This is a genomic window from Amycolatopsis sp. NPDC088138 (assembly GCF_044741685.1).
Lineage (GTDB): Bacteria > Actinomycetota > Actinomycetes > Mycobacteriales > Pseudonocardiaceae > Amycolatopsis.
This window is the reverse complement of the sequence record NZ_JBIUTB010000002.1, coordinates 1,476,303-1,496,074: the sequence shown is the minus strand read 5'-3', so window position 1 is coordinate 1,496,074 and position 19,772 is coordinate 1,476,303. Positions and strand designations below refer to the sequence as shown.

Genomic DNA, 19,772 nt, shown 5'->3' with positions numbered 1-19,772 from the left:
GGCCTCACTCCAGACTCTCCCGCAGCTGCCGTTTCAGGATCTTCCCCACCGGGTTGCGGGGCAAGGCGTCCGCGTACTCCAGGCGTTCCGGCAGCTTGAACGCGGCGACCTTCCGCTCGCGCAGGTAGGCCACCAGGTCCTCGAGCGACGGCTTGCGCTCGCCCGGCACGACGACCGCGCACACGCGTTCGCCCATCACGTCGTCGGGCACGCCGACGACACCGACGTCGGCGACGTCCGGGTGCCCGGCCAGCAGGCCCTCGACCTCGGCGGGCGAGATGTTCATCCCGCCCCGGATGACCAGGTCCTTCGCGCGGTCGACGTACCGCAGGAATTCGCCGCGTTCACCGGCGACCTCGAAGACGTCGCCGGTGCGGAAGTGCCCGTCGTCGTCGAAGGCCGAGGTGTCGAGCGGTTCGCCCAGCTGCTTGAGGTATCCGGCGAAGACGGTCGGCCCGGCGATGTGCAGCACGCCGGGGTGCCCGGGTTCGGTCACGTGCTCACCGGTCACCGGGTCGTGCAGCCGCACCGACGTCCAGCCGGCGACCGGGGTCGACCAGGTGACGTCGGAGGCGTAGTTCGGGAAGAAGCTCGCGCGCTGCCCGGGGTCCGGCATGTCGATCGGGCCGGACAGCAGCGCGGTGCCTTCGTTCGAGCCGAAGAAGTTGATGATGTCGATCCCGTACCGCTCGGCCCAGGTGCGCACCAGCCACGGCGAGAGCGGCGCCGACCCGGACCCGATCTTCCGCAGGGCGGAGATGTCCACTCCGGACAGGATCTTCTCGTTGTGCAGCAACATGGTCAGCAGCGCGGGCGGCGCGAGCGTGTAGGTCACGCGCTCGGCCGCGAGCTGGCCGAGGAACACGGGCAGGTCGAACGGGTGGTGCGGTACGAACACCGCGCCGGTCTGCAGCCACGGCAGGAACATCCCGCCGATGCCGGCCATGTTCGTCATCGGGAACGGCGACAGCAGGACGTCGTCGCTCGTGATGCCGGCGGCCTGCGTGCAGCCGCCCGCAGTGGCGAGCCAGTCGCCGTGACAGCGTGGCACCGCCTTGGGTTCGGCTTCGGTGCCGGACGTCCAGCAGATCGTCACGCAGTCGTTGACGTCGACGTCCAGTGTGGACAGGTATTCGTCCAATACGGACTTGTCCGCCGTGGACAGTGGTTCTTCGGGCCAGGCCAGGGCGCCGGCCGGTTCGTCGTCCCCCCGGGCGACGACGAACCGGACCGACGGCGCCGAAGCGCCTAGCCCAAGGGCCGCCCCGGCGAGCTCGTGCTCGCCGTATCTGGATGCGGTCACCACCCCGACAGCCCCGGTGCGCCGGCACATCGGGCCCATCTCGTGCTCCCGGTAGGACACCGGGAACGGGGTGACGATCGCGCCGATCCGCACGATCGCGAGGAACGCCTGGACCAAGGCCGAGCAGTTCGGCAACTGCACGGCCACCACGTCACCTGCTCGCACCCCTCTGGCGAGCAGGAAAGCGGCCAGGACGTCGACACGTTCGTCGAGCCGGCTCCAGGTCCACCGCACCGGGTCGCGTCCGACCAGTGCGGTGGTGTTCGGTGGATCGACCAGCGCGAGACCCTCCGGGTCGGCACCTACCCGCTCCTTCACGAGCCGGTCGATCGTCTCCGCACTCCACCATCCCCGTGCCCGGAGATCCCGGGCACGACCCTCTCGATGGCATCTCATGAACGGAGATTTTCCAGCTGGTCCGCCCGGACCCAGGTCGCGTGAAAACCGAGCGGGACACGCTGGGGAAGCAGGACCCTGGCCACGGGTCCGGCAGCGAGATCGGCGGCGTCGAAGATGTCCAGTTCCGAGCGTCCCTCACGCTCGTCCTGCACGAACGTCACCAGATAACCGTCCGCCGAGTCGACGGATGCGCCATCGCGGGGTGCGAAAGGCGCCTCACTGCCCCACCGGCCGGGACCGAACCGGTATTCGGTCTTGGAGCCGGCAAGATTGTCGTAGCGCACGAGCCCGTCGAACTTCAGCGTCGACTCGGGCGAGATGTGCACCGTGTAGGAGTACCGGTTCCGCGCGCCGACACCTCGGGAGTCGACGGTCGGGAACTCGGTGTTGTCGTCGTCGAGCGGCGTCTCGTGGCACGCGCCGGTCCGCAGGTTGAAGCGGTAGCGGTGCAGCTGAGCGTCCAGCCGCAGGTAGGAGAGCATCTTCGCGAGCGGTGTGTGGGCGTCGGCCCGCGGTTGCGGCTTGCTCACGCGGCAGACGTCGAGGACGACTTCGTCGCCCTCTTCCCAGGCGTTGACGACGTGGTAGATGTAGCACGGGCTGGCCTCGAACCAGCGGATCTGGCTACCGTTCCCGTAGCGTGGCATCACGCCGAACCGGCTCGGCATCGAGCGGTCGAAGTGCAGCTTGTGCCGGCCCTGTTTCGCGGCCTGCAGGTCCTGGACCAGCGGCAGGTCCATCAGCACCGCGTAGTGCTCGGTGATGGCCATGTCGTGCGGCAGGCGCGGGCCCGGCAGCTCGATCTCGGTGGTCTTGACGACCTGGCCGTCCGCGCTGATCACGCCGTAGCGCAGGTACGGCGGGCGCGGGCCGTAGTCGAACCAGAACAGCTCGCCGGTGGCCTCGTCCACCTTGGGGTGGGCCATCATGTCGCCGACCAGCGTGCCGAGGAAGTCCTCGGCACCCAGCGTCTCCAGGGAGAGCGGGTCGATCCCGTACGGCGAGCCGCACAGGTACCAGGTCGCGAGGACGCGGCCGCGGTGGAAGACGACGTCGGTGTTGGCGTTGTCCTTCAGCCCCAGGCCGTGGCCGTTGCCGAACGGGTTGCCCTTCGGGTTCTCCATGACGCCGGTCCAGAGGCCCTTGCCGGCTTCGGACTCGGCCTCGAAGGCCTTGGTGCGGACCCAGCGGTTGCGGTAGCGGGCCTTGCCGTTCTCCAGGTGGACGGCGTGGATCATGCCGTCGCCGTCGAACCAGTGGTAGCGGCCTTCCGGGGCGAACCGCGGGTTGGGGCCGTTGCGCAGGTAGACGCCGTTGAGGTCCTTCGGGATCTCACCGATGACCTGCAGGTCTTCCGCGTCGATCTCGGTGCCGACCGGGGCGTAGACCCCCAGGAGGTAAGGGTTGGCCTCGTCCGCGTCCGCCGTACGGGCCACCATCAGCGGCTGTTCGGAGGTGCTGGTCATCGGGCTTCTCCCTGGATCTCGGGCTCACCGCGCTGGCTGATGGAGACGAGACTATGATTTGTGTAGCCAGGTGTCAATAGGCTTCTTTTACTGTAGCCAGGTGTACGCTGGGCGACGAAGTAACAAGGGGGAATTAGGTGACGGAAGCGACTGCACAGCGGGTCAGGCCCGCGGGGGATCCCCTCCGCCGGGCGCTCGAACTGGTCGGCGACCAGTGGACGCTGCTGATCCTGCAGAGCCTCTTCCTGCGTTTCCGGCGCTACGAGGAGCTGCGCCTGCGCCTGGGCATCTCGCCGACCGCGCTGTCCGGGCGCCTGCGGGACATGGTGGAGGCGGGCATGCTCACGCGCGTGCCCTACCGGGACGCCCGCCGCACGCGGCACGAGTACCGGCTCACCGAGCGCGGCCTGGAGCTGTGGCCGCTGCTGATTTCGATCTGGGCCTGGGAACGCGAGTGGGTCGACGGCCGCCGTGAGGTGCTGCCGACGCTGATCCACCTCGACTGCGAGCTGGCTACATCAGCGCCACTCGGCTGCGGCGCCTGCGGCCGCCGGGTCGACGCGCGTGACGTCCGGGCGTCGCGGCTGGACTCGACCGGCGTCGCGGCGGCGACGGCGTCCAAGCGCTTCCGCCGCAAGGACGCCGAATCGCTGGCCGGCGACCCGATGATGTTCTTCCCGGACACGATGGAGCTGCTCGGCGACCGCTGGTCGACCGGCCTGCTGGTCTCAGCCCTGCTCGGCTGCCACCACTTCTCGGAGTTCGAGCGCGAGCTGGGCATCGGGCCGAGCGTGCTTTCGGCCCGGCTGAGCAAGCTCGTCGAGGTCGGCGTGCTGCGCACCGGCACGGCGCAGACCCGCACGGACGCCCGCGACTACCGGATGACGGCGAAGGGCCTGGCGTTCTTCCCGGCGCTGGCGTTCATCGCCGAGTGGTCGCGCGGCTTCGAGGTCGCCGGCCAGGAGCCCGACATCACGCTGAGCCACGTCGAATGCGGCAACCGGCTGCAGCCGATCCTCCTGTGCGACCACTGCGGCCGCCCGCTGACCCGCAAGTCCGTGCAGTTCGGCGGGGTGCCCACGCCCAAACGCTGACCGCGTGACCAAATCGACTCGCCAAGGGCCCCTCCCACTGCCAGGCTGGAGGGGTCACACGTCGTCAGTTCCGGAGGTAAGCATGAGTGAACCGAATCCCTCGCCCAGCGGCGAGGAGGAGGACGACGTCAAGCGCAAGTTCCGCGAGGCGCTGGAGCGCAAGCAGGCGCACGCCCGATCGGGAGCGTCGCACGAGAGCGGCGGCGGCAAGAACCAGCACGCCCACGGTCCGGCCGCGAACAAGCGGACCTTCCGCCGCAAGAGCGGCTGAGCACTCCCCGACTGCGAAGGCCCCCATCGCCCGCGATGGGGGCCTTCGGTGTGTTCAGGAGAGAGAGATAGCGACGAGCAGCCCCCGCCCGTCCCTGGGGGGCGTCCCCTGTCCAGTCTATCGGCGGCCACCGACGGAACCGGTCGGAAAGCCGCTGGGCAGGCCGGCTGTCCACATCACGACAAGGCTGTGGACAACGGCTACGGGACCAACGTGCCCAGGTGGTCCAGGGCCACGAACTCGCTGGCCGGGCTCGCCGCCGCCACCGCGGCGCGCAGGGTCGCCAGGCCGCCGTTGGGGTCCTTCTCCTGGCCCAGCGGGAGGTCGAAGTCGTCCCAGTGGGTCGCCGCCACGTAGCGCGGGTTGCCCAGCGTGCGCAGCAGCCGCGGCACGTACTGCGTCACCTTCGCGCCGCCCGCCGGGACCAGGACGACGTCCGGGCGCAGGCCGGCCAGCTCGGACTCGACGTAGTTCGAGCCGCCGAAGTCCAGCACGCTCGCCCCGCCGCCGGTCACCTGGTAGGCCAGCGTGCCGCCCTCGTACAGGTCCTCGATGACCTTCGGCTTGTCCCGCCGGGACAGCGGCCGTGAGCCGGGGAACGGTACCCGCGCCCGCTCGCCCGTCGCCGAGTGCAGGGACCGGAAGATCCGGATCGAGTAGCCGTCGAAGGTCAGGTCCTCGCCGCCGCTCGCGATCGCGAGCTGGTCCTCCGGCGCGCCGAGCGCGGCCATGAGACTCAAATGGGTCTCGGTCCCGAACACCGTCGCTCCGGTGCGTTTCGCCAGGTAGGGGACGTCGGTCAGGTGGTCGTAGTGGCCGTGGGTGACGAGGATGTGGTCCGCGCGCAGCTCGCCGCGGTCGACGTAACCGTCGATCAGCGCCTTGTTCACCGAGAGCGGTGTCTTGGGGTCCGCGCCCGCCGGCGTGTAGGTCCCGGTCTTGAACCGGGTCAGCCACGGGTCGATCAGGATCGTCCTGGTGCCGGTCGAGCCCGGCACGCGGACCTCCCAGCCGTTGTTCCCCCACCACCGCAACGTCATCTGCGACGTCCCCCGCGTGGTCGCCGAAGCGGTGGACATCCCCGCCAGGATCGTGGCCGCCGCCGCGCCCGCGCCGAACAGCCCGCGCCTGCTGAGTCCTGTGTTCATGGCCGCCACCCGATCACGAGTCCGGCGCGGCTGTCCAAGATCGGCACGTCGGCATGTCGATATGTAAACGGCTATTGTCGCAGCGTGGACCACCTTCGCTCGCTGCGCTACTTCCTCGTGGTCGCCGAGGAACTGCACTTCGGTCACGCCGCCGACCGGCTCGGCATCGCGCAGCCGCCGTTGAGCCAGCGGATCAAACGGCTCGAAGCCGAGCTGGGTGCGAAGCTGTTCGACCGCGGCCGCCGCGTCACGCTGACCGAAGCCGGCGAGGTGCTGCGGACCGAGGCTCGCGACCTCCTCGCTCGCTGGGACCGGATGACGGCGCTGGTCGCGAAGGCCGAGCGCGGCGAGATGGACGCGCTGCGCGCGGGGGTGCCGCCGGAGCTGCCCGGCCGGGTGCTGGCCGCGATCCTGACGGCGTTCGCCGAGCAGAGCCCGGGCGTTCGCCTGGACCTGCAGGAGCTGACCACCGCGGAACAGACCCGGTTGCTGGCCGACCGCGAGCTGGACGCCGGGTTGCTGCAACTGCCGGTGGACATCGTCGGGCTCGACCTCGGGCCCGCGATCGACACACCGCTGGGCGTGGTGCTCCCCCGCGACTCGCCGCTCGCCCGCCGCGCTTCACTCGCCCTGGCCGATTTGGCAGGTGAAGGCCTGGTCCACGCCCCGCGCGCGGCCGCGCCCGGCAGCTACGACGCGCTGCTGCGCACCTGCTGGGAGCACGGCTTCCGCCCGGCGGCGGTGCGCCACGCCCGCAACCCCGAGTTCGCGCTGGGCCTGGTCCTGGCCGGGCACGGCGTCGCGTTCGAACCGGCGGCCCGCAAGGAACCCCGGGTCGTCTGGCGCCCGCTGAAGGACCAGCTGGACGCGCGGATGGCGTTCGCGTGGCCGTCGTCGAGCCCGCACCCGCAGGCGGCGACCCTGGCCGCGATCGCCGCGGAAGTCCTGCGCGGCGACGGTGTCTCGCGGATCGTGCCACCGGATCCGAGCGGGGCCCGGCCGTGGGACGTCTTCTACGAGCGCAGCTGATCTGCGGCGTGCCCCCGCCCATCCCTGGGGGGCGTCCCCTGTCCAGTCTATCGGCGCCCACCGACAAGACCGCCCGGAGAGCCGCTGGGCAGCCGGGTTGTCCACATCACGAGGGGGCTGTGGACAACCGCCGGCTACGAGCGCAGCTGATCCACCGCTGCCCGCGCCGCGTCGCCGATCGCGCGGTCGATGTCCGGGCGCCGCAACGTTTCCGCGCCGCCGACCGTGAACACCGCGATCGCGTACGACGTGCCGTCCGGGTAGGTTGCGATGCCGATCTCGTTGCGGATGCCCGGCATCGTGCCCGTCTTGGCCGCGACCGTGACCTCCGGTGGGAAGCCCGCCGTGAGGCGGTGCCAGCTGACCTGGGCCGAAAGCCAGCCGAGGACCTGCGGGCCGGCGACGTCGTCACTCCAGATCGCCGACAGGAGACCCGTCATCTCCCGTGGGGTGCTCGCCGTGGTGCGCAGCGGATCCAGGGCGCGCAACGGAACGCCGGAAGCCGTGTCCTCCATGATCGTGCGCAGCAGGTCGCGCGGGGCGCCGATGATCGTCGTGCGGGTCAGGCCCAGCTCGGCCAGCAGCGAGCGGACGTTCTCCACGCCGACGCGGTCGAACAGCAGGTCCGCGGCCGTGTTGTCGGACACCGACAACGCCAGCAAGGCCGCGTCCCGCAAGCTGTACGAAACGTCGTCGGCGAAGCCGGCCGAGCCGCTGCCGCCGAGCCGGTCGGCGGCCGTGGCACGGACCCGGTCCGCCGGGTCGAGCAGGCCCGCCGCGACCTGGCGGGCGAACTCGAACGCCAGCGCCACCTTCACCACGGACGCCAGCACCACCGGCTCGTCGGCGTCCACACTCACACAGTCGGACGTACCGAGCCGGCGGACGTGCAGGAAGCCCCGCACGCCCACCGCCTCGAACAAAGCGGGAAGACTCACACGGTCATGATGGACCGCAGCCGCCCGACCTCCGCCATCCGGCGCTCGGCGAGCCGGTCGGCCGCCGTCGCCGGGGGCACGCCGTCGGCGTCGGCCAGCGCGAACACGGCCTTCGTCGTGTCGAAGATCGCGGTCGTCTTGCGCTTGGCGCGCGCGAAGTCGAAACCGTGGCGCTCGTCGTCGACCTGGATCACGCCACCGGCGTTGACCAGGTAGTCCGGCGCGTACAGGATCCCGCGGTCGGCGAGCTGCTTGTCGACGCCCACGTGCGCGAGCTGGTTGTTCGCCGCGCCGCACACGATGCGGGCGCCGAGCACCGGCACGGTCTCGTCGTTCAGCACGCCGCCGAGCGCGCACGGCGCGAAGACGTCCAGCTCGGTGCGCAGCAGGGTGTCCACATCGGACGCGACCTGCACAGTCGGGTAGATCGAGAGCGTGCGGGAAATCGCCGGTGCGTAGACGTCGGTGATCGTCACCTGCGCCCCGGCCTCGACCAGGTGCCCCACGAGAATGTGCCCGACCTTGCCGACACCGGCCACGCCGACGCGCTTGCCGGCCAGGTCCGGGCTGCCCCAGAGGTGCTCGGCCGAGGCGCGCATGCCCTGGAAGACGCCGAACGCGGTCAGCACGGACGAGTCGCCGGCGCCACCGTCCTCGGGCGAGCGGCCGGTGACGAAGCGGGATTCGCGGGCCACGACGTCCATGTCGTGCACGAACGTGCCCACGTCGCAAGCGGTGATGTAGCGGCCGCCGAGGGACTGCACGAAGCGCCCGTACGCGCGCAGCAGCGCTTCGGACTTGAGCGTCTTCGGGTCGCCGATGATGACGGCCTTGCCGCCGCCGAGGTCGAGCCCGGCCAGCGCGTTCTTGTACGCCATGCCCTTCGACAGCGCGAGCACGTCGTCGAGTGCGTCGGATTCGGTGGCGTAGGGGTGGAAGCGCGTCCCGCCCAAGGCGGGGCCGAGCGCCGTGGAGTAGATGCCGATGATGGCCTTCAGGCCACTGGCTTCGTCGTGGCAGTACACGACCTGTTCGTGCCCGGAGCTCCGGGCGAACACTCCTTCGGTCACGGTGGTGACTCCTTTGTCTCCCGCGTCCGGTTCGTGGCCGGGACGCGCTTCGATGGGGTGGCGGGACCGAGCGCGGAGGTCGTCCGACTGCGGTTCCCGGCACCAACCTAGATCGCCTCCGCTCGCCGGACCAGTACAGGTCCCGCGATACGGACCGGTAATCTCAGCCGCGCACCACCGTGCCGAGCGTGCCCATCGCCGTCTCCAGCTGCGTGTCCGACAGGTACGGCGCCGGGCCGAAGCGCAGGTACGGCCCCCGGCTGTCGGTGCGGACGCCCTGGGCGGCCAGCGCGGCCTGCAGCGCACCGGCGTCGGCGGAGCGCAGCGAGAGGAACCCGCCGAGCCGCTCCAACGGCACCGAGCGGTCGCGGGTGACGACGTCCTCGGGCAGCGCGAGCTTGTCGAAGACGTCGGTGAGCAGGCCCACCTGGTGCTGCGACACCTCGCGGAGGAACTCCGGCGTGAGGCCCTGCTCGGCGAAGAACCGCTGGACGCGGGCGCCGCGGTAGTGGCTCGCCGGGTCGTAGGTGGCGCCGGCGAACCGGTCGCCGCCCATGGCGTAGGCGACCCCGCCGCGCCGTTCGTCGGCAAGGGCGCCGAACTCGGCGTACCAGCCGGTGATCACCGGCCGCAGCTCCTGGGCGTGCGCGGGCAGCCGCAGGAAGCAGTTGCCCTCGCCCAGCTGCAGGTACTTGTAGCCGCCGCCGAGCACCCAGGCGTTGGTCAGGCCCAGGTCGTGCAGCGGGAACGGCACCACGCCGAGCGCGTGGTAGGCGTCGACGACCAGCTCGATCGAGCGGTCGCGGCAGGCGTCGGCGAGGTGTGCGAGGCCCGGGACCAGCCGGGACGTCTCGAACAGCACGGCCGACACGAGCACCGCGGCCGTGTGGTCGTCGACCTCGGCGGCGACGCGCTCGGCCAGCGTCGTCACCGGCTCGACCGGCACGCGCACGACCTCGACGCCCTCCTCTTCGAGGCGCGCGAGCTGACGGCGCAGCGTGTGGAACTCGCCTTCGGTGGTGACCAGCCGTGGTCTTCGCGGCAGCTCCATCGCCGACAGGAAGCGCAGCACGAGGTCGTGCGTGCTCGCGCCGAGTGCGTACTCGCCGTGCGGGTCGCCGAGCAGCAGGCGAAAGCCCGCGCGCAGCTCGTCGGCCTTCGCGAACGCGCGTTCCCACTTCAGGTCGACGTCCCGGGCGGCGTCCGCGAAGGACTCGAGAAGCCCTTCTTCGGCGACGTCGGGCCAGGCCTGGTGCGAATGCCCGGACAGCAGGAGGCGTTCCCGCACCGAGAACCGCGTGTAGTGCGGCGCGAGGGCGTTGTCGTCCGCGCGCAGATCGTCCAAGGTGGTCACAGTCGGCTCCGTACTGCCCAGAGATCCGGGAACATCGGCTGGAAAAGCGTGGTACGCAGGTAAGTCGCGCCGGACGATCCTCCTGTCCCGGTCTTGTCGCCGATGGTGCGTTCGACCATCTTCACGTGCCGGTAGCGCCACTCCTGCATCCCTTCGTCGAGATCCACCAGACATTCGGCGACGACCGACGGGCCGCCGTCGTCGCGGTACATGTCCAGCAATATCGCCTGCAGGGCCGGGGAGGGCTCCACCGGTCGAGTGACGTCTCGATCACACTCGACCGGGTAGCCAGAAGCCTTGAGGTACGCAAGAAAAGAGTCGAACAACGACGGCCGCGCCATCGCGCCGGAGATCCGTTTCCGCTGCTCGCCGCCTTCGGGGTAGTGCGCGAACACGCGCTCGTCGCGCCGCCCGAGCACCGCTTCCAGCTCGCGGAACTGGGCCGACTGGAACCCGCTGGAGGCGTCCAGCCGGGTGCGGAAGCTGGTGAACTGGCTGGGCGTCATGGTCTCCAGCACGTCGATCTGCGCGACGGCGACCTTGAGGATCGACAGGATCCGCCGCACGGTGCGGATCGCGTGCGCGGTCGTGCCCGCTTCGAGGCACTCCTGCAGGTAGGTCGCTTCGTGCAGCATCTGCTTGAACCACAGTTCGTACACCTGGTGGATCACGATGAACAGCAGCTCGTCGTGCTCCTCCGAACGCGGCCGCTGGGCACCCAGCACCTCGTCCAGCGCCAGGTACGAGGTGTAGCTCAGGGCTTCCTGCGTGGCGGAGTCGATGTCGGTCATCCTCGGGTCACCTCGTCGAAATGGCGCTGGGCAGCGGGAGCCAGCTCGGTGTACAGATCGTGGAACAGCTCGACGGCGGCCGCCCGGTGATCCGGTGCGGGCACCAGGTCGGCGGGCAGCTCCGGATCGAGCGACGGGAACGCGCGGAAGGTGTGCACCAGCCGCGTCCGGACGTCGAACGCGGTCTGGTCGGCCAGTTCTTGGCCGGGGTAACCCCCGAACTGCTCGACGAACGCCGTGTAGCGCGCGGCCAGCTCGTCGAGGTCCCAGGCGCGGCCGGCGAAGCGGCGGACGTCCAGCGCGGCCGACGGACGGCCGAGCAGCAGCCCGGCGTGCTCGGTGACGTCCAGCTCGCCGAGCAGCGCGAGCACCTCGGCCTCGCGGTCGTGCGGGGCGATCCAGGTGCCGTCCTGGTACGGCCCGAACCCGAGGAACCGCAATCGCCGGACCAGGCGTTCCCTGGCCTGGCGGCGCGTCTCCGGGATGCTCTGCCAGAGCACCGTCCACTCGCCGGCGGCCCGCTCGCGGCGGCCGAGGGAGAAGATCCGGTGGTCGCCGTCGGCGAGCAGGGCGACCGTGCGGCGGGTCAGCGAGTAGTGCACCGTGCGGCCTTCGCGGTGGCGCGTGAGCAGGCCGCGCCGCACCAGGCGGGTGAGCGCGATCCGGGCCGCGCCGTCGGAAAAGCCCAGCTCGGCGAGCACCGCGACCAGGCCGCCCGACCACACCCGGCGCGTCTCGCGCGGGTGCACGTAGCTGCCCAGCAACGTCACGACCAGCTCCTGAGGGCTGGCTTCGAAGGCGTCGGCGGGCACGGGCGCAACTCTATACACCTCAGGCCGCTGCGGTGTAGCTTGATTTGCGTGACGTACTTCGCGGACCTCAGCTCGCGGCAGGTCGGCGCCCTCGTGGACGGCCCGCGCGTCCCGGTGCTGCTGCTCCCGCTGGGGGCGATCGAGCCGCACGGCCCGCACGCGCCGCTGGCGACCGACCCGCTGATCTCGCACGGGATGTGCGAGCGCGCGGCGTCCCGGCTGGCCGCCGACGACGACGTCCAGGTGCTGATCCTCCCGGAGATCCCGTACGGCGTGACGCGGTTCGCGGCCGGGTTCGCCGGCGGCATCCACGTCGGCGAGGAGACGCTGCACGCGTTGCTCGTGGACGTCGGATCCGCGCTGATCGGCCAGCGGCTACCGCGGATCCTGCTGGTCAACAACCACTTCGAGCCCGCGCACCTGGTCACGCTGCGGCGCGCGGTGGAGACGCTCAACTTCGCCTACGACGGGCACGTCGCGCTGCTGGACCTGGTCCGGCGGCGGCACGCGCAGCGCCTCACCGAGGAGTTCCGGTCGGGTGAGTGCCACGCCGGGCGGTACGAGACGTCGCTGGTGCTGGCCGACCGGCCCGAGCTGGTCGACCAGGTCGTGATGCGGGAGCTGCCGCACGTGCCGGTCAGCCTGGCTTCGGCACCTGAAGACGGTGGTTTCCTCGAAATGGGGATGGCCGACGCCTACTGCGGCCAGCCCGCCGAAGCGACGGCCGCGGAGGGCGAGGAGACGTTCTCGGTCCTGACCGATCTGCTGGTGGAAGCGATCCGGGAGCTGGCCCGTGCCTGAGCCGTTCAACCTCGCCACGCACTTCGTCGACCGGCACGCCTCGACGGACCGGATCGCGTTGTTCGTCGGCTCGCGGGAAGTCGGTTACGCGGCGCTGGCGAAGCTGGTCAACCGGGCCGGGAACGTGCTGCGCGACGCCGGTGTCCGAAGTGGACAGCGGGTGCTGCTCGCGCTGAGCGACGGCGAGGAGTTCGTCGCCACCTGGTACGGCGCCCAGAAGATCGGGGCCGTGACCGCCGAGGTCTACCCGTTCCTGCAGCCCAAGGACTACGCGTACTACCTCGGCTACACCGAGGCCGTGGTGGTGATCGCGGACGCCGTCACGCTGCCCGCGCTCCGCGAGGCGGGTGCGCAAAACCTGCTGGTCACCGGCGTGCCGGAGAGTGAGCTGCTCCCGGCAGAGCATCCATTCGGGACACTGCTCGACGCCGCGTCCGACGAACTCGAAGCCGCGCCGACCACCCTGGACGACGTCGGGATCTGGAAGTTCACCACCGGCAGCACCGGTGCGCCCAAGGCCTGTGTGCATCCGTTGCGAAGTGCGAAAGAGAGCTTCGAGCGGTACGCCGTCCAGGTGCTCGGGCTGCGCGAGGACGACCGGATCCTGGCCGTGCCCAAGCTGTTCTTCGGGTACGCGCGTGATCTGGTGGCGCTGTTCCCGTTCGGCGTCGGCGCGGCCGGGATCGTCTTCCCCGAGCGCAGCACGGCCGACCTGATCTTCGAGCTGATCGCCCGCCACCGGCCGACCGTGCTGGTGAACGTGCCGACCATGATGAGCGCGATGATCGCGCACCCGGCCGCGGCGGAGCAGGACCTGAGCTGCCTGCGGATGACGACGTCGGCGGGCGAGGCGCTGCCCGCGGAGCTGCACCGCAAGTGGGACGCGGCGTTCGGGGTGCCGGTGGTCGACGGCATCGGGTCGTCCGAGGCGTACCACATCTACCTGTCGAACCGGCCCGGCGCGGCCCAGCTCGGGACGCTCGGCACCGAGGTGCCCGGCTACACCGCGCAGGTCGTCGACGAACTCGGGAATCCCTTGCCGGACGGCGAAATCGGGCCGTTGCGGGTGACCGGGCCGACGATCGCGCTGGAGTACTACGGCGACGCGGAAAAGTCCGCGAAGACGTTCGACGGCGACACGCTGACGTCCGGCGACCTGTTCAGCCGGTCCGGTGGGTTCTTCAAGCACCACGGGCGCGCGGACGCGCTGCTCAAGGTCGGCGGCGTGTTCGTCGCGCCCGGCGAGATCGAGGACTGCCTGCTCGGCCACGTGGCCGTGATGGACTGCGCGGTCGTCGGCCACGAGGTCGACGGCTTGGTGCTGCCGCGCGCGTACGTCGTGCTGCGGCCCGGCGCGTCGGTGGCCGCGGACGAGCTGAAGGACCACGCGAAAGCCCACCTGGCCAAGCACAAATACCCCCGTGAGGTGGTCTTCGTGACCGAACTCCCCCGCACCGCCAACGGCAAGCTCGACCGGCGCGCGCTGGCGGCCCGCCCGTGAGCCGCCTGGTCGTCGTCACCGGCGGTACCCGTGGCATCGGCGCCGCGATCGCCGCGCGGTTCCGCGACGCGGGTGACACCGTGCTCGCGCCGGGGCGCTCGGAGTGCGACGTCACCGACGAGAACGCCGTCTCGGAGTACTTCGCGGCGGCGGGACCGGTGGACGTGCTGATCAACAACGCCGGGATCTCGTCCAGCGCCCCGGTTTCCCGGACCACTTTGGACGATTGGCGGCAGCAGATCGACGTCAACGCGACGGGAGCTTTTCTGTGCACTCGCGCGGTGCTGCCCGGGATGCGCTCACGGGACAGCGGCCGGATCGTCACGGTGGCGTCGACGGCGTCGCACGTCGGCTACCGCTACACCGCCGGCTACACGGCGTCGAAGCACGCGGCGGCCGGGCTGATGCGGGCGGTCGCGGCGGAGCTGGCCGGCACCGGCGTCACGGCGAACGCGGTGTGCCCGGCGTTCGTCCGCACCGACATGACCGCGACGTCCGTCGCGCGGATCCAGGAGCGCACCGGGCGTGCTTCCGAGGAGGCCGAGGCCGCTTTGGCGTCGGCGTCCCCGCTGGGCAGGCTGCTGGAACCGGGCGAAGTGGCGTTCGCGGTGTCCTTCCTGGCGGCCCCCGAGGCCGCCGCGATCAACGGCCAGACCCTCGTACTCGACGGCGGAGGAATCCAGCTATGAGCCCGTTCCGCGCGACCGCACCGCTCACGAAGGAGTGGGAGCACTTCGAGTTCACCGTGGACGACGGCGTCGCCACCGTGACCCTCGACCGGCCCGAGAAGCTGAACGCGCTGACGTTCGACGTCTACGCCGACCTGCGGGACCTGATCACCGAGCTGCCGCAGCACGAGGACGTGCGGGTGCTGGTGATCACCGGCCGCGGGCGCGGGTTCTGCTCGGGCGGTGACGTCGAGGAGATCATCGGCGAGCTGCAGAAGTTCGAGACGGCGGAGCTGCTGGAGTTCACGCGCATGACGGGCGCGGTCGTGAAGGCCCTGCGCGAGTGCCCGCTGCCGGTGATCGCGGCGGTCAACGGCGTCGCGGCGGGCGCGGGTTCGGTGATCGCCCTGGCGAGCGACTTCCGGCTGCTGGCGGAGTCGGCGAAGTTCGCCTTCCTGTTCACGAAGGTCGGCCTGGCCGGTGCGGACATGGGCTCGGCGTACCTCCTGCCGCGCCTGGTCGGCCTGGGCCGCGCGACGGAACTGCTGATCCTGGGCGACAAGGTGTCCTCGGCACGGGCTTCGGAAATCGGCCTGGCCACGCAGGTGGTTCCCGACGCCGAACTCCCGGCCGCGGCCACCGCCTTGGCCCGCCGCCTGGCGGACGGCCCGGCCCTGGCGTACGCGACGACCAAGGTGCTGCTGACCCGAGAGCTGGACATGGACCTGGGCAGCGCGATCGAGCTGGAAGCGATGACCCAGGCCCTGCTGATGACGGCGAAGGACCACAAGGAGTTCTACGCGGCCTGGTCCGCCGGGCGCGAACCCCGGTGGACCGGCCGCTGACGGTCCGGCTCCGGACAGCTGCCGCGCACTATGCTCGTCCGATGATCGACTGGGGCAGCGTTCCGGCGTACTTCGGCGGAATCGCGCTCGTCCTCACGCTCATCGTGCTCTTCCGTGACCGGCGGGAGAAGATCCGTGCCCAGGCCGACCGGGTCGCCGCGTGGGTCCAGCGCGGCCGAGCGGACGGCGAACTCCACCGCGTCGTGGTCAAGAACGCCGGCGACCTGCCCTGCACCGACCTGCGGATCTGGTGGACAGTCGGCTACCGCACCCCGGCGAAGCTCCGGTTTTCGAAGGTGTTCGGTGCGGACACCGACGGGCACCGGAAGCCCCGATACGAACACGCGGTCGGCCCGGGCGAAACCCTCGTCCTGCTCGAAACGGCCGAAGACTGCGCCGTGCGCGGCCTAGAATTCACGGACGCGGCGGGCCGGCAGTGGTCCCGGATCGACGCCCGTCTCGTGCGCCAGGGGACGCTCCGGCGCCGGGTGCGGCGGACGTGGCAGCGACTCAGACCCGGGTGACCGCGATCTTCGACTCCTCCAGCGACCCGAAGTACAGCTGACCTCGCCACTCGCGGACGCCCACCAGCATGTGGAAGCCGTCGATCGTGCCGCGCAGCTCGTGTTCCACCTTGCCGTCCGCCGCGACGCCCAAGACGCCGACCTCGCGGCCCGGGCGGGGCTGGAGCCACGTCGGCAGCGCGCGGACGCCGGCGCGCGCGAAAGCCGGGAGGCGCCGGACCACGTCCAGAGCGGCTACGCGCGGGGACGCCTGGGTGATCCAGATCAGGCCGTCCGTGCCCGTGGAGATGTTGTCCGGGAAGCCCGGCAGGTCGTCGACGAGGACGTCGGAACGGCCGTCGTCCAGCCAGGCGCGCGTCACCCGGCAGGCGCCCGTCTCCGCGACCGCCACGAACGACTCGTCCGGGGCCAGCGCGACGCCGTTGGCGAACTGGAGGCCGTCGAGGACCAGGTCGATCGCGCCGTCCGGGGTGCGGCGCAGCAGGCGGCCGCCCGCGGTCTGCTCGATGAGGTCGTCGCGCCAGTTGTCGATGCCGAAGCGGCGCGAGGAGTCCGTGAAATAGACCGTCCCGTCCGCGGCGACCGCGGCGTTGTTGCAGAACACGAAGTCCAGGCCCAGGGCGGACGTCGCCAGGGTCTTCGGCTTGCCGCCGGCCAGCGGCACCACCAGCAGCCCGGCGCGTGCGTCGCAGATCAGCAGCTCGTCGTCGCCGTACAGCTCCAGGCCGAGGGGACGGCCGCCCGTGTCGGCGATGGTCTCGGCACCGCGGCCGTCCGCGGTGTGCCGCAGGATGCGGCCGTCGTCGACGCCGGTGTAGATCCGGCCTTCGGCGTCGAGGACGACGTCCTCCGGGCCGTGGCCGCCGATCTCGACGAGCGTGACAGGGCCGAACCGCATCGGACGTCTCCTACCGGTAGGTGAGCAGCTGGGCCGCGTCGGCCTCGAAGTGCGGGTGCTCGTTGAACGACAGCATCGTGACACCGCCGCGCCCCGACACCAGCTTGGTGATCCCGCCGTTGACCGTGACGCGGTTGAGCTTGAGCAGGCCGACCTCCGGCGTCCCCAGCAGCGCACCGCAGACGGTGGCGATCACACCGCCGGAGGTGAACACGACCGCGTGCTCCCCCTTGCCCAGCGCCGCCACCAGGTCCTCCAGCGCGCCGCGGCACCGCGCGAGGAACGCCGGCCACGTCTCCGCGCACGGCCCCGAGGAGCCGGCCTCGATCCACGCGGTCAGCGCCCGGTCCAGCACGCCCTGGTAGGCGCGCGAGTCCTCCTGCGGCGCGCCGCCGGCGTGGTGCAGGCCGATGTCGACGTGGTCGTACTCGTTCCAGCGCGGGTCCTCGACCACCGGGACGTCGGAGCCGAGCACCTTCAACGCCGTCGCCGCGGTGTCCCGTTGGCGCGCAAGGGTGCCCGACCGAACCTGACTAAAGGAGACGTTGCGGCGCAAGAGTTCCGCACCAACCACAGTGGACTGTTCGAAGCCCTGCGGGGACAGTGCGTCGTAGTCCGCCGCGCCGAACGACGCCTGCCCGTGCCGGACCAGGTAGATCGCGCCCACCTAGACACTCCCCTTCGCGATGATCTCGCGGCAGCGCCAGTCGAGGTACCCGACGAACTGCCAGAAGTCCTTGAACGCCGGGTTGCGCGTGGCGCCGTCATGGTAGCGCCGGTAGAGCTGCTGCAGCACCGCCGCGAGCCGGAACAGGCCGTAGACCTCGTAGAACCGCCAGTCGCCGATCGCGAGCCCGGTCTTCTCGGCGTAGCGCGCGACGAACTCCTCGCGGGTGAAGATGCCCGGCAGATGCGTCGGCTGGCGGCGGCTGGCCTGCATGACGTCGTCGTCATCGGCCTGCACCCAGTAGGCCAGCATGCTGCCCAGCTCCATCAGCGGGTCGCCGAGCGTCGCCATCTCCCAGTCGAGGACGCCGGCGATGTTCAACGTCGAGGGCCCGTCCAGCACCAGGTTGTCGAGCCGGTAGTCGTTGTGGATCAGGCAGATCTTGACCTCACCGGGCTGGTTCGAAGCCAGCCACGCGCGCACCTCGGCGAAGTCGCCGACGTTGTCCGTGCGCGCGGCGGTGAACCGGTCCGACCAGCCGCGGATCTGCCGCTCGACGTACCCCGCGCCCTTGCCGAGGTCACTCAGCCCGGCGCGTTCGACGTCGACCGCGTGCAGGTCGACCAGCCGGTCGACGACCTTGCCGGACAGCTCGCGCGCCTGCTCCGGCGCCAGCGTCATGCCCTCGGGGAGGTTGCCGCGCAGGATGAGGCCGTCGAGCTTCTCCATGACGTAGAAGTCGCCGCCGAGCACCGCCGGGTCGTCGCCGAACGCGAGCATCTTCGGCACGTACGGGAACACCGGCTTGAGCGCGTGCTGCACGCGGTACTCGCGCCGCATGTCGTGCGCCGACGCCGCTTTGTGCCCGGCCGGCGGGCGGCGCAGGATCAGCTCGCGGTCCGGGTAGGTCAGCAGGTACGTCAGGTTCGACGCGCCGCCGGGGAACTGCCGGACCCGCGGCGGCTCGGCGCCGAGGCCCTCGACGCGGGCGGCCAGCCACTCGTGCACCGCGGCGGCGTCGAAGGCGTCCTCGGCGCGGACGTCGACCGTGCTGTCGGCGCTCACGCGAACCTCCGCAGGATCCAGACCGGAACCACGCGCATCGCCAGGCTCAACGGCACCCACGGCCACGCCGGGACGTAGGCCCGCGCGCCTTCCTTCTCGACCGCCTTCACCAGGGCCCGGGCCCCGCTCTCGGCCTTGGCCAGCAACGGGTTCCGGCCGATCCGGTCGTTCATCTCGGACTCGATGTAGCCCGGCCGGATGTCGGTGACCTTGATGCCCTTGCGCGCCAGCTCCGCACGCGTGCCGTCGACGAACGCCGAGATGCCCGCCTTCGACGCGGCGTACGCGGTGAGGTTGCCCGGCAGGCCGCGGATCGCGCTGAACGACGAGACGACGGCGATGTGCCCGGAGCCCTGCTCGCGGAAGATCCCGGCGGCCGCCTCGATCTGCGCGGCGGCCGCGACGAAGTTGACTTCGAGGGTCTGGCGGTTGGCGTCGAACCGGCCCTTGCCGACCGGCTGCCCCTTCCCGAGCCCGGCGTTCACAATCACCCGGTCGAGGGACCCCAGCTCCGCGCGGAACTCCTCGAAGACGGCGAACACGCTGTCGTGGTCGGTGACGTCGAGCTTGCGGGTGACGACCTTGATCCCGGGGTGGGCCGCGGTGAGCTCGGCGGCCAGCTTCTCGAGCCGCTCCGTGCGCCGGGCACACAGCGCCAGGTTGCGTCCCTTCGCCGCGAACTGCCTGGCCATGCCCTCGCCGAGCCCGCTGCTCGCGCCCGTGATCAGGATGTTCTTGCGGAGCGTCATGGCTGGAATGCTACCCGTAGGTAATAAGACCGGTGGCCCGGCGCTGGGGGCGTCGCCGGGCCACCGGTCATCGCGCGGCCATCCCGGCCGGTCGCACAACGCGGCCGGGCAGACCGGAGCCGGAACCGCTCTCGCGGCCGGGTTCCCCGCGCCCGGACGGCCCGTGAGGGGAGGCCGGACCGTCGGCGCAGGCAAGGTCATACAAGCGCGTCCGCCCAGGCCGGGGCAATGGTTCACAGTTGCCAGTACTAGCCCGTTCGCCCGAGTGGACGCACGTCCGAAGCGGTCTGCGGCCCACGCGAAGAGGGAGGCGGACCGGGCCCGGAATCCTGCTAACGTGCACCTGTCGGGGAGCGTCGGGAGACGGCACGGGGCGGGT

Annotated in this window: 20 protein-coding genes; 8 read left to right on the top strand and 12 right to left on the bottom strand. The window is 71.0% G+C overall.

The genetic code is table 11. The features are described 5' to 3' along the window. Positions 1 to 4: 4 nt before the first annotated feature. Positions 5 to 1,699 carry a class I adenylate-forming enzyme family protein gene (locus ACIOD2_RS14655; protein WP_400537832.1) on the bottom strand — a complete coding sequence of 565 codons (1,695 nt, stop codon included), beginning with the start codon at positions 1,697 to 1,699 and terminating at the stop codon, positions 5 to 7. Beyond that, positions 1,696 to 3,168 carry a carotenoid oxygenase family protein gene (locus ACIOD2_RS14650; protein ID WP_400537830.1) on the bottom strand — a complete coding sequence of 491 codons (1,473 nt, stop codon included), beginning with the start codon at positions 3,166 to 3,168 and terminating at the stop codon, positions 1,696 to 1,698. Before ACIOD2_RS14650 ends, ACIOD2_RS14655 begins: the two co-directional genes overlap by 4 nt. Positions 3,169 to 3,305: 137 nt before the next feature. Here ACIOD2_RS14650 and ACIOD2_RS14645 point away from each other — a divergent pair, with 137 nt between their 5' ends. Together ACIOD2_RS14645 and ACIOD2_RS14640 are read left to right on the top strand one after the other, a co-directional pair. Beyond that, positions 3,306 to 4,262: a winged helix-turn-helix transcriptional regulator gene (locus ACIOD2_RS14645; RefSeq protein WP_400537828.1), complete on the top strand. Its 957-nt coding sequence runs from the start codon at positions 3,306 to 3,308 to the stop codon at positions 4,260 to 4,262. Positions 4,263 to 4,344: 82 nt separating this feature from the next. Then, entirely contained in the window at positions 4,345 to 4,533 is a 189-nt protein-coding gene (locus tag ACIOD2_RS14640; RefSeq protein ID WP_392777915.1) for a DUF5302 domain-containing protein, read from the top strand. 200 nt (positions 4,534 to 4,733) lie between these two features. Here the strand turns inward: ACIOD2_RS14640 and ACIOD2_RS14635 are convergent, their stop codons facing one another. Next, positions 4,734 to 5,681: an MBL fold metallo-hydrolase gene (locus ACIOD2_RS14635; RefSeq protein ID WP_400537826.1), complete on the bottom strand. Its 948-nt coding sequence runs from the start codon at positions 5,679 to 5,681 to the stop codon at positions 4,734 to 4,736. Positions 5,682 to 5,765: 84 nt separating this feature from the next. On the opposite strand from ACIOD2_RS14635, the gene ACIOD2_RS14630 reads away from it, so the two are divergent. Continuing rightward, entirely contained in the window at positions 5,766 to 6,710 is a 945-nt protein-coding gene (locus ACIOD2_RS14630; protein ID WP_400537824.1) for a LysR substrate-binding domain-containing protein, read from the top strand. A 134-nt stretch (positions 6,711 to 6,844) separates the two neighbouring features. Here the strand turns inward: ACIOD2_RS14630 and ACIOD2_RS14625 are convergent, their stop codons facing one another. The 5 genes from ACIOD2_RS14625 to ACIOD2_RS14605 all read right to left on the bottom strand — a co-directional run bounded on the left by ACIOD2_RS14625 (position 6,845) and on the right by ACIOD2_RS14605 (position 11,675). Further along, positions 6,845 to 7,648, bottom strand: a complete 804-nt coding sequence (locus ACIOD2_RS14625; RefSeq protein WP_400537822.1) for a serine hydrolase — start codon at positions 7,646 to 7,648, stop codon at positions 6,845 to 6,847. After that, on the bottom strand, positions 7,645 to 8,718 hold the full coding sequence (locus ACIOD2_RS14620) for a Glu/Leu/Phe/Val dehydrogenase dimerization domain-containing protein (RefSeq protein ID WP_400537820.1): 1,074 nt from the start codon (positions 8,716 to 8,718) through the stop codon (positions 7,645 to 7,647). The genes ACIOD2_RS14625 and ACIOD2_RS14620 overlap by 4 nt, the downstream gene beginning before the upstream one ends. A gap of 163 nt (positions 8,719 to 8,881) precedes the next feature. Further along, a complete protein-coding gene (locus ACIOD2_RS14615; RefSeq protein WP_400537818.1) occupies positions 8,882 to 10,072 on the bottom strand; it encodes a kynureninase in 1,191 nt (396 codons plus the stop codon). Further along, a complete protein-coding gene (locus tag ACIOD2_RS14610) occupies positions 10,069 to 10,863 on the bottom strand; it encodes a tryptophan 2,3-dioxygenase (protein WP_400537816.1) in 795 nt (264 codons plus the stop codon). Before ACIOD2_RS14610 ends, ACIOD2_RS14615 begins: the two co-directional genes overlap by 4 nt. Beyond that, entirely contained in the window at positions 10,860 to 11,675 is an 816-nt protein-coding gene (locus ACIOD2_RS14605) for a PaaX family transcriptional regulator C-terminal domain-containing protein (RefSeq protein WP_400537814.1), read from the bottom strand. The genes ACIOD2_RS14610 and ACIOD2_RS14605 overlap by 4 nt, the downstream gene beginning before the upstream one ends. Before the next feature lie 48 nt (positions 11,676 to 11,723). On the opposite strand from ACIOD2_RS14605, the gene ACIOD2_RS14600 reads away from it, so the two are divergent. Genes ACIOD2_RS14600 through ACIOD2_RS14580 form a run of 5 tightly spaced genes read left to right on the top strand, consistent with a single transcriptional unit; the run spans position 11,724 to position 16,014 of the window. Beyond that, positions 11,724 to 12,476, top strand: a complete 753-nt coding sequence (locus ACIOD2_RS14600; RefSeq protein WP_400537812.1) for a creatininase family protein — start codon at positions 11,724 to 11,726, stop codon at positions 12,474 to 12,476. Continuing rightward, positions 12,469 to 13,977 carry a benzoate-CoA ligase family protein gene (locus tag ACIOD2_RS14595; RefSeq protein WP_400537810.1) on the top strand — a complete coding sequence of 503 codons (1,509 nt, stop codon included), beginning with the start codon at positions 12,469 to 12,471 and terminating at the stop codon, positions 13,975 to 13,977. The genes ACIOD2_RS14600 and ACIOD2_RS14595 overlap by 8 nt, the downstream gene beginning before the upstream one ends. Continuing rightward, positions 13,974 to 14,666 carry an SDR family NAD(P)-dependent oxidoreductase gene (locus ACIOD2_RS14590; RefSeq protein ID WP_400537808.1) on the top strand — a complete coding sequence of 231 codons (693 nt, stop codon included), beginning with the start codon at positions 13,974 to 13,976 and terminating at the stop codon, positions 14,664 to 14,666. Before ACIOD2_RS14595 ends, ACIOD2_RS14590 begins: the two co-directional genes overlap by 4 nt. Then, complete coding sequence (locus ACIOD2_RS14585) at positions 14,663 to 15,490, top strand: enoyl-CoA hydratase family protein (RefSeq protein ID WP_400537806.1); 828 nt, start codon at positions 14,663 to 14,665, stop codon at positions 15,488 to 15,490. The genes ACIOD2_RS14590 and ACIOD2_RS14585 overlap by 4 nt, the downstream gene beginning before the upstream one ends. 41 nt (positions 15,491 to 15,531) lie before the next feature. Next, the gene (locus tag ACIOD2_RS14580; RefSeq protein WP_400537804.1) at positions 15,532 to 16,014 is read left to right on the top strand and encodes a hypothetical protein; all 483 of its coding nucleotides are present in this window, start codon (positions 15,532 to 15,534) and stop codon (positions 16,012 to 16,014) included. Here ACIOD2_RS14580 and ACIOD2_RS14575 read toward each other — a convergent pair. From ACIOD2_RS14575 to ACIOD2_RS14560, 4 genes are read right to left on the bottom strand one after another with little or no spacing between them, the layout of a single operon-like run. After that, positions 16,001 to 16,912 carry an SMP-30/gluconolactonase/LRE family protein gene (locus ACIOD2_RS14575; RefSeq protein WP_400537802.1) on the bottom strand — a complete coding sequence of 304 codons (912 nt, stop codon included), beginning with the start codon at positions 16,910 to 16,912 and terminating at the stop codon, positions 16,001 to 16,003. The genes ACIOD2_RS14580 and ACIOD2_RS14575 overlap by 14 nt on opposite strands. A gap of 10 nt (positions 16,913 to 16,922) precedes the next feature. Continuing rightward, the gene (locus ACIOD2_RS14570) at positions 16,923 to 17,579 is read right to left on the bottom strand and encodes a histidine phosphatase family protein (RefSeq protein ID WP_400537800.1); all 657 of its coding nucleotides are present in this window, start codon (positions 17,577 to 17,579) and stop codon (positions 16,923 to 16,925) included. Continuing rightward, complete coding sequence (locus ACIOD2_RS14565; RefSeq protein ID WP_400537798.1) at positions 17,580 to 18,644, bottom strand: phosphotransferase family protein; 1,065 nt, start codon at positions 18,642 to 18,644, stop codon at positions 17,580 to 17,582. Then, positions 18,641 to 19,393, bottom strand: coding sequence for an SDR family oxidoreductase (locus ACIOD2_RS14560; RefSeq protein ID WP_400537796.1), 753 nt, complete (start codon positions 19,391 to 19,393; stop codon positions 18,641 to 18,643). The genes ACIOD2_RS14565 and ACIOD2_RS14560 overlap by 4 nt, the downstream gene beginning before the upstream one ends. Positions 19,394 to 19,772 lie beyond the last annotated feature (379 nt).